This is a genomic window from Streptomyces sp. NPDC054796 (genome assembly GCF_053611545.1).
This window is the reverse complement of the sequence record NZ_JBSHAO010000027.1, coordinates 68,613-82,085: the sequence shown is the minus strand read 5'-3', so window position 1 is coordinate 82,085 and position 13,473 is coordinate 68,613. Positions and strand designations below refer to the sequence as shown.

13 protein-coding genes are annotated in these 13,473 nt (G+C 70.5%); 9 read left to right on the top strand and 4 right to left on the bottom strand.

Annotated features, from left to right (window positions below):
* The first annotated feature begins 3 nt into the window (after positions 1-3).
* Positions 4-1,149: a Gfo/Idh/MocA family oxidoreductase gene (locus ACWGJ2_RS22565; protein WP_453347962.1), complete on the top strand. Its 1,146-nt coding sequence runs from the start codon at positions 4-6 to the stop codon at positions 1,147-1,149.
* A gap of 120 nt (positions 1,150-1,269) precedes the next feature.
* Here ACWGJ2_RS22565 and ACWGJ2_RS22560 read toward each other — a convergent pair whose 3' ends face one another.
* Entirely contained in the window at positions 1,270-2,616 is a 1,347-nt protein-coding gene (locus ACWGJ2_RS22560) for a cation:dicarboxylate symporter family transporter (RefSeq protein ID WP_453347961.1), read from the bottom strand.
* A 96-nt stretch (positions 2,617-2,712) separates the two neighbouring features.
* Positions 2,713-3,879: a mandelate racemase/muconate lactonizing enzyme family protein gene (locus tag ACWGJ2_RS22555; RefSeq protein WP_453347960.1), complete on the bottom strand. Its 1,167-nt coding sequence runs from the start codon at positions 3,877-3,879 to the stop codon at positions 2,713-2,715.
* A gap of 114 nt (positions 3,880-3,993) precedes the next feature.
* On the opposite strand from ACWGJ2_RS22555, the gene ACWGJ2_RS22550 reads away from it, so the two are divergent.
* Positions 3,994-4,695 (top strand): GntR family transcriptional regulator, encoded by a 702-nt coding sequence (locus ACWGJ2_RS22550; RefSeq protein WP_453347959.1) that lies wholly within the window; start codon positions 3,994-3,996, stop codon positions 4,693-4,695.
* A 243-nt stretch (positions 4,696-4,938) separates the two neighbouring features.
* Here the strand turns inward: ACWGJ2_RS22550 and ACWGJ2_RS22545 are convergent, their stop codons facing one another.
* A complete protein-coding gene (locus ACWGJ2_RS22545) occupies positions 4,939-5,343 on the bottom strand; it encodes a hypothetical protein (protein ID WP_453347958.1) in 405 nt (134 codons plus the stop codon).
* 406 nt (positions 5,344-5,749) lie between these two features.
* Here ACWGJ2_RS22545 and ACWGJ2_RS22540 point away from each other — a divergent pair, with 406 nt between their 5' ends.
* Together ACWGJ2_RS22540 and ACWGJ2_RS22535 are read left to right on the top strand one after the other, a co-directional pair.
* Positions 5,750-6,292, top strand: a complete 543-nt coding sequence (locus ACWGJ2_RS22540; RefSeq protein WP_453347957.1) for an RNA polymerase sigma factor — start codon at positions 5,750-5,752, stop codon at positions 6,290-6,292.
* A 2-nt stretch (positions 6,293-6,294) separates the two neighbouring features.
* Positions 6,295-7,002 carry an alpha/beta hydrolase gene (locus ACWGJ2_RS22535; RefSeq protein WP_453347956.1) on the top strand — a complete coding sequence of 236 codons (708 nt, stop codon included), beginning with the start codon at positions 6,295-6,297 and terminating at the stop codon, positions 7,000-7,002.
* Between the two features lie 153 nt (positions 7,003-7,155).
* Here the strand turns inward: ACWGJ2_RS22535 and ACWGJ2_RS22530 are convergent, their stop codons facing one another.
* Positions 7,156-7,914 carry an IclR family transcriptional regulator gene (locus ACWGJ2_RS22530; protein ID WP_453347955.1) on the bottom strand — a complete coding sequence of 253 codons (759 nt, stop codon included), beginning with the start codon at positions 7,912-7,914 and terminating at the stop codon, positions 7,156-7,158.
* Between the two features lie 238 nt (positions 7,915-8,152).
* On the opposite strand from ACWGJ2_RS22530, the gene ACWGJ2_RS22525 reads away from it, so the two are divergent.
* Genes ACWGJ2_RS22525 through mhpA form a run of 5 tightly spaced genes read left to right on the top strand, consistent with a single transcriptional unit; the run spans position 8,153 to position 13,453 of the window.
* Positions 8,153-8,731: a VOC family protein gene (locus tag ACWGJ2_RS22525; protein WP_453347954.1), complete on the top strand. Its 579-nt coding sequence runs from the start codon at positions 8,153-8,155 to the stop codon at positions 8,729-8,731.
* Complete coding sequence (locus ACWGJ2_RS22520) at positions 8,728-9,711, top strand: fumarylacetoacetate hydrolase family protein (RefSeq protein WP_453347953.1); 984 nt, start codon at positions 8,728-8,730, stop codon at positions 9,709-9,711. The genes ACWGJ2_RS22525 and ACWGJ2_RS22520 overlap by 4 nt, the downstream gene beginning before the upstream one ends.
* Positions 9,711-10,898, top strand: coding sequence for an alpha/beta hydrolase family protein (locus ACWGJ2_RS22515; protein WP_453347952.1), 1,188 nt, complete (start codon positions 9,711-9,713; stop codon positions 10,896-10,898). Before ACWGJ2_RS22520 ends, ACWGJ2_RS22515 begins: the two co-directional genes overlap by 1 nt.
* A 54-nt stretch (positions 10,899-10,952) precedes the next feature.
* Complete coding sequence (locus ACWGJ2_RS22510; RefSeq protein WP_453347951.1) at positions 10,953-11,885, top strand: NADP-dependent oxidoreductase; 933 nt, start codon at positions 10,953-10,955, stop codon at positions 11,883-11,885.
* Positions 11,886-11,932: 47 nt separating this feature from the next.
* Complete coding sequence (gene mhpA / locus ACWGJ2_RS22505) at positions 11,933-13,453, top strand: bifunctional 3-(3-hydroxy-phenyl)propionate/3-hydroxycinnamic acid hydroxylase MhpA (RefSeq protein ID WP_453347950.1); 1,521 nt, start codon at positions 11,933-11,935, stop codon at positions 13,451-13,453.
* Positions 13,454-13,473 lie beyond the last annotated feature (20 nt).

Sequence of the window (13,473 nt, the reverse complement as noted above, 5' to 3'; positions counted from 1 at the left end):
ACCATGTCATTCACCGTCTCCGCCGCCGAACCACTCCAATCTCCCGTGGGCGTCGGCATCATCGGGCTGAGCGCGCGCGGCGGCTGGGCCGCCCGCGCCCATGTGCCGGCCCTGGAAGCCCTGAAGGGAAAGTTCGAACTGCGCGCGCTGAGCGCCAGCAGCGCCGAGTCCGCCAGGGCCGCCGGGCAGAAGTACGGCATCCCACTGGCCTTCGGCAGCGCCGAGGAACTGGTGCGACGCGACGAAGTAGATCTGGTGGTGGTGACCGTGAAGGTCCCCCACCACCGGAGGCTCGTCGAGGCGGCACTGCACGCGGGCAAGCACGTCCTGTGCGAGTGGCCCCTGGCCAACGGCCTTGCGGAAGCGGAGGAGTTGGCGGGGCTCGCCGCCCGTTCGGGCAGCCGCGGCTTCGTGGGCCTCCAGGCCCGTGCCAGCCCTGCCCTGCGGTATATACGCGACCTGGTCGCCGATGGCTACGTCGGCGAGGTGCTGTCCACCAGCATGATCGCCTCCGGCGGGGCCTGGGGACCCACGTTCTCCTCCGGCAGCGAATACCTGCTCGACCAGGACAACGGGGCCACCATGCTCACCATCCCCTTCGGACACACCATCGACGCACTGTCGACGGTCCTTGGCGAGTTCACCGAGACCACCGCCACCACGGCGGTCCGCCGCCCCCGCGTCACCAACGCCGAGACCGGCGAGAGCACGGCCATGACGACGGCCGACCAGGTCGCGGTCACGGGAGTGCTGAAGACCGGGGCCGTCGCCTCCGTCCACTACCGCGGAGGCTCCTCCCGCGGGACGAACTTCCACTGGGAGATCAACGGAACCGACGGCGATCTCGTCGTCACCGCGCCCAGCGGGCACCTACAGCTGGCACCCGTCACCCTGCACGGCGCCCGCGGCAACGACGCCCGACTCACCGCACTCCCCGTCCCTGACACCTACGAGTGGGTCCCCTCTTTTGCCGGCCGCTCCGACGAACCCGGCTACGCACTGGCCCACGCGTACGCCGGCCTCCACGACGACCTGACCGAGGGGACCCGCACCGCACCCGACTTCGGGCACGCCGTACGCCGCCACCGCCTCCTCGACAGCATCGATCGCGCCGCAGCCACCGGCGAACGCATCCGACTCGGCCCCTGACGCGGGTCATCGCTCACGGTCGTAGCGCCCTAGGGGGTGTCTTCGACGTCCCGTCCGGGCCGCGCCGCCTGGCACGCACGATCGCGGTTTCGGCGCTTGCCTGCGCACGGGGCGGTCAGGTCAGTTGTCGGCGCCGACCTTGGTGGTCTCCGCCGCGTCCGGCTGCCGCGGAAGAGACTTCTTCGCCGGGTGGAGGGCTGCGCGGGCCTTCTCGGTGTCGAAGTCGTTCTCCCACTTGCCGATCACGATGGTGGCCACCGCGTTGCCCAGGACGTTGATGAAGACGCGGCCCTCGTTGAGAATGCGGTCGATGCCGACGATCAGGGCGAGGGCGGCCAGGGGAATGTGGCCGACGGCGGTGATGGTGCTGGCCAGGACGATGAACGCGCCGCCTGCGATGCCCGCGGTGCCCTTGCTGGTCAGCATCATCACGCCGACCATGATCAGCTGCTGCTGCCAGGACAGGTCGACACCCACGGCCTGGGCCAGGAACAGCGAGGCCATGGTGAGGTAGACGGCGGAGCCGTCGAGGTTGAAGGAGAACCCGGAGGGGATGACGATGCCGACCACTGGCCGCCCCACTCCAAGAGTCTCCAGCTTGCGCACCAGCTGCGGCAGCACCGCCTCGCTGGAGCAGGTGCTCAGTGCGACGAGCAGTTCGTCCTTGAGGAAGCGCATCAGGCCGAACAGGCTCAGGCGGCAGGCGCGCATGATGGCCCCGAGCACGACCAGGACGTAGGCGACGCACGTGCCGGTGAACAGGAGGATGAGGTAACCGAGTTGCTGGAGGCTTTCGGCGCCGTAGGTGGCGACCGTGGTCGCCAGGGCGCCGAAGGTGCCCAGCGGCGCCAGCCGCATCACCCAGCCCACGATGCGGAAGACGACGTTCGAGAGCGCCCGGATGCCGTGGGTGAGTGGCGCGGCCTCCTCTCCGGCCATGTTCAGCGCCACGCCGAAGACGATGGAGACCATGAGCGCGGCCAGGATCGCGTCCCCGGTGATCGCGCCCAGCAGCGAGGTGGGGATCAGCGAGGAGACGAAGCCGGTGAAGGTGGCGTGTTCCTCGCTGGTGTCGGGCACGTGGTCCGCGTTCAGTGTCGAGGGGTCTATGTCCAGACCGGCCCCGGGCTGGAACACGTTGGCGACCGCCAGGCCGATCAGCATGGACACCAGGGACAGCACCAGAAAGTAGCCGATCGCCTTCACACCGATCCGGCCGGCCTTGCGCAGGTTGTCCATGGAGGCGATGCCGGTCGTCACCACGCAGAAGACGACCGGCACCACGATCATCTTCACCAAGGCGATGAACCAGTCGTTGAGCGGCTTGAGTTGCTCGCCGACGCCGGGCGCGAGGACGCCCACGGCGATGCCGAGCACCGCGGCCAGCACGACCTGGAACCACAGTTCACGTAGCAAGCGGTTGAACCGGGACCGTGGCGGGCGGCCGGTGTCGGTGGTGGATGTCATCGTTGGTGCTCCTTTGCACGACGATCGTGAAGATCCATGGCACCCGTGCCGGGGGCGCGAGGAAGTGCGCGAGGCCGGATCGCGCGCGGCTCCGGGTCAGTTGTGCAGGTCGCGCAGCACCTTGTAGAAGGCGGCCTTGCCCTCGAAGCCGATGCCGGGGATGTCTGTCAGGCCCACCCGGCTCTTCTCGACCACGGCGTCGTCGGCGAAGCCGCCGGTGGGCTGGAACTCACCGGGGTAGGACTCATTGCCGCCGAGCTTGAGGGCGGCGGCCAGATGCAGGGAGAACTGGTGTCCGCCGTGCGGGATGCACCGGCGCGAGGACCAGCCGTGCTGGCGCAGCATGTCCTGGATGCGCAGGTACTCCACCAGTCCGTAGCTGAGCGCCGGATCGACCTGGACGACGTCACGGTCGGGGCGCATGCCCCCGTACCGGATGAGGTTGCGGGCGTCCTGGAGGGAGAAGAGGTTCTCGCCGGTGGCGATGCGCCCGGAGTAGTTCTCCGCGACGGTGGCGTTGAGGTGGTAGTCGAGCGGGTCGCCGATCTCCTCGTACCAGAACAGCCCGTAGGGCTCGATGGCCCGCCCGTACTCCAGCGCTGTGGTGAGGTCGAAGCGGCCGTTGACATCGACGGCCAGCCGGGAGCCGTCACCGTCCAGCACGTCGATGACAGCCTCGATGCGTCTCATGTCCTCAGCCAGATCGGCGCCGCCGATCTTCATCTTCACCACGTCGTAGCCCAGGTCGAGGAAGCCGCGCATCTCGTCCTGTAGGTCCGTGAGGGTCTTGCCGGGCGCGTAGTAGCCACCGGCGGCATAGACGAACACCGACTTGTCGGGCTCCCCGTCGCCGTGACGCTCCGACAGCCACCGGTACAGCGGCTGGCCCGCGATCTTGGATGCGAGGTCGTGCAGGGCCATGTCCACCACGCCGACCGCGACCGAGCGCTCCCCGTGCCCGCCGGGCTTCTCGTTGCGCATCATGACGTCCCATGCCTTGGCGGGATCCAGCTCGCCCTGCTCGTCGAGCAGGCTGTCGGGCTCGGCGGCCGTCAGCCGCGGCAGGATGCGCCGGCGCAGGATCTCCCCCGCGCTGTAGCGGCCGTTGGAGTTGAAGCCGTAGCCCACGACCGGCTTCCCGTCGCGTATGACGTCGCTGACGATCGCCACGATCGAGCAGTCCATGGCGCTGAAGTCGATCCACGCGTTGCGGATCGAGGAGCTGATCGGGACGACGCCCTCGTACACGGCAGTGATCTTCACTCTACAGCCTCTCTCATATCTTATAAGTTGTGCGCGGTGTTAGAGTCGGACCTGCGCACACGTGGTGTCAAGGGGTCGGAACGACGTCCATCCAGGGAAGGGGCTCAGAGAGCGATGGCCGGTGCCAACCTCTTTCTCAGCAAGAGCGATCTCGCCTACGCGGAACTCCGCGGGCGGATCCTCACCGGCGTACTCCCGGCCGGCTCACGCATTGCCCAGTACGACCTGGCCGAGTCGCTCAGCATGAGCATTACACCGCTGCGTGAAGCCATCCGCCGACTCAGCAGCGAGGGCCTGGTCCACGTCGAGACCCACCGCGACGTCCGCGTATCCACCATGAACTCCGATGAGGCCCGTCAGCTCTTCGAAGTGCGGCTGTCGTTGGACCCCACCGCGGCCGAACTCGCGGCCACCCGCCGCACGGACGAGGACGTCGCCGCGATGCGCGCCGCCGTCAAGGTCCTGCTGCCCGTCACACGCCACTGGGGCGAAGAAGCCCTCACCGCACACCGCGCCTTCCACCAGGCGCTGTACCGGGCCTCCCACAACGATGTCCTCATCCGCCTGCTCGACGATCTGTGGGACAAGTCCGACCGCTACCGCCGCCTCGGTCTCGAACTCCCGCCCGGCGACGGGCCCCGCACCCGCGACCTGGACGAACACCACCGCCTCGTCGAACTCGTCGTCGACGGCCAGGCCGCCGCGGCCGCCCAGCTCATGCGCGACCACATCACGCACAGCCTCACCGCCACCGCCATCAGCGCCCTCGAAGACCGCGAAGACCGCGAAGACCGCGAAAGCCACCAGGCCGGCTGAGGTACCGCAGGTTCTCACCATCCTCTGGCTGGGGCCCGCGCCGCCGTACGGGCCCCAGTCCACGCCGTGGAGGAGGTCAACGGGAACGCGGTCCACGCATGAGTGGGATGCGATGAAGACGGCGGGCGCCGGAACGGCGTTCGCCCACCGAACCGGCATCGTCGCACGATCCAACCCGGGAGCCCGCCGCACTCTCCCCGCGCAAGCCTTTGACCAGCACTGATGGATGAGTTCGGAGGAGTACTAGACCAGTGGCCTGCGTTCGGGCCACCACCGCTGGACGGCCTCGACGGTTGTCCACGGGCTCACGTTGAAACAGAGCTTCGCACCGGGTGCCAGTTCGTGGGTGGTGTCGACCAGGGCCTCGAAGAGCGGGGTCAGCGCCGGGTCCAGCCGGATGCCGGCGCCGATCATCACGAGGTCGTAGTCCTTCCCGGACAGCGCGGCGCGGTAGACCGCCTCGGCCGTGCGGCCGTAGTCGAGCAGGCAGAGGTCGACAGTGAAGCCGAGTTCCTCGAGCCGGACCCGCTCGGCGGCCACGCCGGCCCGCACCGCTTCGGCGTCGATCTCGGGAAACGCCGCCCGCGACGAGGGCGCGTCGTCCACCAGCGCGGGATCGAGCCCGACGATGAGCATGGATGGGGACATGCCGCGATACCTCCTGTGCCTTTGCCTTCCGTTCTCCGGACTGCTGGATTGAGGGTAGGCGCCGGAGCGGCCACCGATACCGGACCGTGCTCCCGATGATCGACGCGCGGCACGAACTGCGGGCGAGCTTCGTGGTGGACCGGCGGTGCCGGGGCGCCATCGCCCTGTTCCGCGGTGCTGGGCGGCCCGGCTTCACCCCGGCCGACGTCGACGTTCCGGGGCGGCTGTCCGTCCGGTCGCTGCGGCCCTGCGCCGGGCCGTCCACCGGGCACACCGGGCGCCCGCCGACGCCGCTTCCGGCGCGGCGCGGCGCGGCCCGTCTGAATCCTTTGCACCGGCCGCCGGCTCTTATGCACGCAAGGATGGGCGGCCATACGGCCGAAGAGTCGAGGGAGGCGGGAGGACCGTGGCCCAGTTCACCAGGAGTTCATGGCCGGGTGACCAGCTCGTCAGCGCCGCACAGCGCGGTGACGAGTCGTCGATCGAGATGCTGATCTCCGGCGTGTACCCGCACGTCCGGCGGTTCGCGTTCTCGCTGTGTGCCAGCAGTCAGGACGCCGAGGACGCGGCGCAGGAGGCGATGATCGTCCTGTTCCGCAGGATCGGGACCCTGCGGGCCACCGCGGCGCTCGCCTCGTGGATGTTCCGGATCGTGCGGAACGAGTGCTTGCGGCGCGCGCGGCGCCTCGCACACCGCTCGGAGACGGCCGTCGACACCGCGGTGTCCTCGGCCGAGAACGACGTGCTGGGCCGGCTGGAGATCGAGCGGCTGACCGACGTGATCGCCTCTCTGCCGGACGATCAGCGCCGCGTCCTCATCATGCGGGACATCCAGGGACTGCCGGGGAAGACCGTCGCCTCGGCGCTCGGGCTGAGTACGTCGGCGATGAAGTCCCGGCTGCACCGCGCCCGCCGCGCCGTGCGTGAGGGGCTGGGTGAGCCGGAGTGAGCGTGAACCCGCTTTCGGCCACGCACCCGACCACGCACCGAGGCGTGCTCCTCGTGCACGGCGCCTGGCACAGCGGCAAGGCGTGGGACGGCGTCGCCGCCGGGCTGCGAGCGCGGGGCGTACCCGTGGCCGTCGCCGAGTTGCACCGAGGATCGCTGGCGGGGGACATCGCCGCCGCCGAAGCCGCACTGGACGACATCGCCGGGTCCGGTCCCGTCGTCGCCTGCGGCCACTCCTACGGCGGCGCCGTCATCAGCGGTCTGCCGCCGCGGAAGGTGGCGCATCTCGTGTACCTGGCCGCGATGATGCCGGACGTCGGCGAGACCAGCTTCGGGCTGCTCGCCCAGGCACCGCCGAGCGACTTGAGCGCGTGCATGATCGGTGACATCACCGGCACCACCACGATCGATCCGGCCCGGGCCGGGGAGCTGTTCCACGGCCGGCTCGATGCGGACCGGCGGTCGCGTCACGTCGCCGAGTTGGTCCCGCAGGTCATGACGGCCGGCCACCAGGCGGCCGTGACCGCGGCCTGGCACTCGCGGCCCAGCACATACGTCCGCTGCACCGACGACCGGGTCGTCCACCCGGAGCTGCAACGCCGCTTCACGCGGCGCGCCACCCACACGGTCACCTGGCACAGCGACCACGGCGCCTTCGCTTCCCACGAGTCGGAGGCCGTCGCCCTGCTGACCCTGCTCGCCCGGCTCTGAGCCACCGCGCCCACCACCACACCGCTCGCTACGGGCACGTCGCATGCGCCCGTCCGTCCGCCCCGGCACCCGACGGTCCGCCCGCCGCGTGGAGCGCGGGGCGCGGGGCGGACGGCCGCGATGTCCCTGCGGGCGGGACTTTGGAGACGCGCCCTAACCGAGCCGCGTGCCGAGTTCCGTGGCGGCGGCGGTGACCGTGGCGCTGAGGAGGTCGAGTTTCGCGTCGACCCGCCTCGCCGGGCCGGATACGGACAGCGCGCCGCAGGCCACCCCTTGCCGGTTCCGTACCGTCGCGGCCACCGCGCAGAGGTCCCGTTCGCTCTCCTCCATGTTGGTGGCGTAGCCGGTCTCCCGCACCTTCTCCAGCTCGGCCTCCAGCGCCCGGCGTGTGCTCACCGCGTGCTCGGTTCCGCCGCGCAGCCGCGCGCCCGGATAGCGGCGCCGCAGCTCTTCGCCGGGAAGCTCGGCGAGCAGGGCCTTCCCGGCTGCGGACGCGTGCGCCGGGCCCCGCTGCCCGGTACGCAGCCCGGCGCGGATCACCTGCTGGCTCTCCGCGCCTTCGATGAAGACGGTCTCCGTGCCTTCCAGCACGAGCAGATGCGCGGTCTCGGAGGTGTCCTCGACGAGCTTTTCCAGCAGGAGACGTGCTTCGTCGCGGAGTGAGACCGCCCCCATCACCGCGATGCCGAGCCTGGCCAGCGCCGGCCCGGGTCCGTAGCCCTTGGTCCCGGCGTCCTGGCGGAGCAGGTCGCGGGCCTGGAGGGTGGTCAGCATCCGATGAGCGGTCGACCTGGCCACCCCCAGCTCGGCCGACACATCGGCGACTCGCAACGACGGCCTGTCCACCAGCATCAACAGGATCCGCGCCGCGTTGTCGATCGATTCCACCGGGTAGGCCGCCGACACCGCCACAACCCCTCCATCTCGCCGTCGCCACTGCGGCTGTTCTGGTGATTGAACTGCATTTCGCCAGCCAGAATAACCGCACTCCCTCTCGACGTCTCGGCTGGCACCGCAAATCGGTCCGCGGTGTTCTGCTGGGCAGAGCAGCCGCTGCCCAGCGGAACAGATCGCCGTTGACGCGCTACCGGAGCAGGGTTACCGTACAGAACATGATCTGCCCAGCAGAACACCTTCCAGGGGGAGTGGCGTGACGACTCCGACGCCGTCCATCGCGGAACTCGGCCATGTGGGCCTGCGCTGTCACGACGTGAGCAGGCAGCTCGCCTTCTACACCGAAGTCCTCGGACTGACGGTCACCGACCACGACGAACGGCTCGGCATCTGGTTCCTGTCCGCCAGGCCGGACACCGAGCATCACGAGCTGCTCCTGGCCGAGGGCCGGGACGCGCCGGTCGGCAGCAGGCTCATCCAGCAGGTGTCGTTCCGGTGCGCGCGCTTCGAGGACGTCCTCGGCTTCCACCGGCGTTTCCGGGAGCACGACGTCCGGCTCGACATGATCGTCTCGCACGGCAACGCCGTCGGCGTCTACTTCTACGACCCGGAGGGCAACCGGTGTGAGGTCTACTGGCGGACCGGGCTCGTGGCACGGCAGCCCTTCGTCGAGCACATCGACATCGGGACGGACCCCGAGGAGCTGCTGGACGCCATCCGGACTTCGGTCGAGCGCCACGGCGCGACGGGTTTCACCGAGGAGAGCTATCGCGCCTGGACGCGCGAACAAGCGGTGGCGGCTGATGGGGCCACGGCCAAGGAGGTGAGGCGGTGAAGTTCGTTCGCTACGCGGACGGCACGTCCTCACGCGTCGGCGTGGTGGACGGTGACCTGGTCCGGGTCGTCGACGGCCTGGCGGACCTGCTGCCTCTCATCGAGGCCGGCGACGCCGAGCTGCTCGCCGCCGGACGGACCGCGCTGCGGTGCGGTCCGACGGTGCCGCTTCCGGACATCGTCCCCCTGTCGCCGATGGCGACGCCTCCGACCGTCCGCGACTTCTACGCCTTCGAACAGCACGTCCGCGCTGGACGCGCCTGGCGGGGCCTCGAAATGGAACCGGACTGGTACGAGCTGCCCGTCTTCTACTTCTCCAACCCCTACGCGGTGACGGGCTGCGGGCCGGTGCCGATGACGCCGGGTGCGGAGCGTTTCGACTTCGAGCTGGAGGTCGCCGCGGTGGTGGGGCGCGGCGGCCGGGACCTGACCGCCAAGGACGCCGAACACGCCATCGCCGGTTACTGCGTGCTCAACGACTGGAGCGGCCGGGACGTTCAGCAGCGCGAGATGAAGCTGTCGCTGGGCCCTGTGAAGGGCAAGGACACCGCGACGGGCCTCGGCCCGTACTTCGTGACCCCGGACGAGATCGCCGACCGCCGCGAGGGCAACGGATTCCGTCTCGAAATGACCTGCACGGTCAACGGTGTCCCCTATTCCCGCGCCCTGTGGTCGGACATCCACTGGTCGTTCGGCGAGATGATCGCCTACGCCTCACGCGGCGCCGAAGTGCGGCCCGGCGATGTGATCGGCTCCGGCACCTGCGGCACCGGCTGCGTCCTGGAACTCTCCCGCACGCACGGCTCGGCGGCCTACCCCTGGTTGCGGCCGGGCGACGAGGTCGTCGCGGCGGTCGAAGGACTCGGCGAGCTGCGCAACACCGTCACCGAGGCGGCGCCGGTCGTTCCGTTGCGGACCCGGGGCGCGACGGGGCAGGAGGACGGGACACGGCCGCGGTCCACCGACGGAGACGCGCGCTGATGGACGCTCCCGTACCGGCGGAGGACCCGGCCGTACCGGCACAGGGCCCGGCCAGACCGGCACAGGGCCCGGCCAGACCGGCACAGGGCCCGGCCAGACCGGCACAGGACCCGACCAGTTCAGCGGAGGACCCGGCCAAGCTCCGGGCCGCGCTGCTGCGTGCCATGCCGCTCTCCCGCATGCTCGATTACGGCATGGACCACGCGGACGCCGTCCACCTGGCGCATGCGGACGTCTCCGAACCGTGGCACGAGGTCGCGACGCGCCTGGCCGAGGCGCAGTCGGCCCGCGCGGAGGCTGCCGCCGGCCGCGGGGACACCGAGACCGCGGTCGCGTGCTATCGCCGGGCAACAGCCTCCCTGATCTTCGGGCAGATGGCCTTCAACACCGACCGCCCGGCCAAACGCGCGCTTTACGTCCGGCTCATCCGGGCCTACGAGGCCGCGGCCGAGCTGGACACCGAGTTGCGCGTGGAACGGCTGTCGGTCCCGTTCCGGCGGAGCCACTGCACCGCCTGGTTCGTGAGCCGCTCTGGCGCTCGCCCCGGCCCCGCGGTGGTCATCGTCGGCGGACAGAGCGGCTGGGGCCCGGCCTTCCACCGGCAGGCCGAAGCCCTGGCCATGCGGGGCCTGTCCGCCGTCCTGTTCGAGGCACCTGGCCAGGGCGATACGCGCATGACCGGCGGACTCCACCTCGACGGGAACGTCGACGGGGCCTTCAGCGCAGCGCTCGACGCGGTGCGTGCCCGTACCGGCTGCGACGGCCCGTACGGGGTGTGGGGAAACAGCTTCGGCGGGCTGCTCGCCGCCCGTGCCGCCGTGCACGACAGCCGTTTCGGCGCGTGCTGCGTCAATGGGGCCGGTGCGAGGCCGGAGCCGCTGCCGTTCCGGACCGCACGCGAACAGTCGCGGGCGCTCCTGGGCGTCGGGACCGACGACGAAGCCGCGGCCGTCCTCCGCACCCTGTGGCTGGACCCGGCGGCCGACCGCACGAGCGCCGCGCTGCTCGTGCTGCACGGCGGCAACGACCCGCTGGTCAGCCTCGCCCAGCAGAAGGTGTTCCTCGGCCTGTCGGCGCACTCCGCCCTGCGGGTCTGGGACGACGGCGACCACACCATGTACAACCACTCGGCCGAGCGCACGGAATTCGTCTGCGACTGGTTCCGTGCCCGGCTCCGCCGTGGATGACCCGGAAAATCCAACACCGTATTCCGAACAGTTCACAGAACCATTGAGGAAATCATGAAAGCAATCACCATCCGGCATTACGGCGACGCGGAAGCGCTGGAGCTCACCGAGCAGCCGACGCCGGAGGTCGCGCCCGGGGAATTCCTGGTCCGGGTCAAGGCAGCCGGAGTGAACCCGGCCGACGAGAAGATCGCCATCGGCAATCTCGACGGCATCATGGTGACCCACTTCCCCCTCATCCCGGGCTTCGAGATGTCCGGCGTCATCGAGGCCCGCGGCTTCGGCGCCACCGAGTTCGAGATCGGCGACGAGGTGATCGGCTTTGTCCTCAAGGACTGGGCGCAGAACGGCACCTACGCCGAACTGGTCTCGGCCCCGGTCCGCACCCTGGCACGCAAGCCGGCGTCCTGGGACTGGCCGCACGCGGCGTGTCTGCCGCTGAACGGGCTGACGGCTCACCAGGCCATCAAGCGCGTCGGCATCGGCGAGGGCGAAACCGTCCTGATCCACGGGGCCTCGGGAGGAGTCGGCACGCTCGCCGTGCAGCTCGCCGCCGTCCGGGGCGCCCACGTCATCGGCACCGCCGGCGAGCGCAACCACGGCCACCTGCGTGAACTCGGCGCCACACCGGTCACCTACGGGGAAGGACTGGCCGACCGGGTGCGTCAGCTCGCGCCGGAGGGCGTCGACGCGGCGCTCGACTTCTACGGCGGGGACGCGGTGGCCGTCTCGCGGAAGGTCCTGAAGGATCCCGCGCGGGTCGCCTCCGTGGCCGACATCACCGCTCCCGAACAGGGCGGCCAATTGGTGTGGGCACGCGCGAACGCCGACGAGCTGACGGAGGTGGCCGCGCTCGCCGAGTCCGGGAGGCTGTCCGTCCCCGTGAGCCGCTCCTTCCCGCTGGAACGGGCCGCCGACGCCTGGCGGACGCTCCACGACGACAGCCGCGCGCGCGGCCGGATCGTCCTGGACATCGACGCCACCTGAGGCGCTCTGCGGCGCAATCGAAGGGTTGGGACAAAGGGTTGGGACACATGAAGCTTGCCGATGCCGTGGACGCGGACGTCCTCATCGTCGGGTACGGCCCGGTCGGTCAGACCCTGGCTGCGCTCCTGGGTGCGTCGGGGCACCGCGTGCTGGTGTGCGAACGGCGGGTCGGGCGCTACGAGACGCCGCGGGCCGGACACTTCGACCACGAGATCATGCGCGTCTTCCAGTCTTTGGGAATCGCCGACGAGGTACGGCGCATCGCCGAGCCGGCTCGTGCGTACGAATTCCTCGATCCCGACGGAAGCGTGCTCTCTCGTCTGCCGAGGGAATGGGCCGCGCCCTCCGGGTGGGACGCGTCGTACCACTTCTACCAGCCGGAACTCGAAGAGGTCCTGGACGCGGCGGTCCGCGGAGCGCCCACGGTGGACGTCCGTTTCGGCGCGGAGCTGGTCGGCCTGCGCCAGGAGGCCGGGCACGTGGTGGCGACGCTGGCGGACGGCGGCGTCCTCACCGCCCGCCATGTGGTCGGCGCTGACGGCGCCAACAGCGCGGTACGCACGCTCTGCGGCATTCCGACGGAGGATCTCGGCTTCCGGGGCGACTGGCTGGTCGTCGACGTCCGGCCCAGGACCGGCGCCCCGGTCCTGGACATCCCGGACACCGGCCAGGTGCTCGACCCCGCGAGGCCGAACCACATGGGCCGGGTGGCTCAGCGCTACTTCCGCTGGGAGTTCATGCTCGTCGACGGCGACGACCCCGCCGAGATGGTGCGGCCGGAACGCGTCTGGAAGCTGCTCGGGCCGTGGATCGGTCCGCGGGAGGGGGAGCTGATCCGGCAGACCGTCTACCAGTTCCGCTCCCTCGTGGCCGATACGTTCCGCCACCGCTCCGTCCTGCTCTCCGGTGACGCCGCGCACGTCATGCCGCCGTTCCTCGGGCAGGGCATGAGCTCCGGTATCCGGGACGCCGCGACCCTCGGCTGGATGCTCGACCTCGTGCTGACCGGCGCCGCGGACCCGAAGCTGCTGGACCTGTACACGCTCTCGCGGAGGCCGCAGGTCATCGGCTACATCGAGGAGTCGGTGCGGGTAGGGACCGTCGTCTGCGAGACCGACCCCGTGCGGGCGGCGCGGCGGCGTGCGGAGATGCGGTCGGCGACGGAGCTTCCGCCGCCGTTCGAGCCGCCCGTCGGCGCGGGCTTCCGGGACGGACAGCCGCTGGCCGGTCACCTGGCCGTACAGCCCCTTCTGCGGACGGGCGGCGGGAAGACCGAGCGGTCCGACGACGTGCTCGGCCGCGGGTTCACCCTGTTCAGCCTCGTCGAACCGGACGCGGCGACGGCAGCGGCCATCGCGGACCTGGAGCGCGCGATCGGGCTGCGGTCCGTCGTGGTCGGCGCCGAGGGGGTCCAGGAAGAGGGCCGGGCGCTGCGCGACTGGCTGGAGGAGTCCGGCGCCGTGGCCGTGCTGGTCCGCCCGGACTTCTACGTCTACGGCACCGCTGCCGGGCCCTCCGAGGTGGTGGATCTGCTCGCCTCACTGCGCGCGAGCCTGTCGCTGCGGTAGCGGCGTGACGCCCGCTCGCG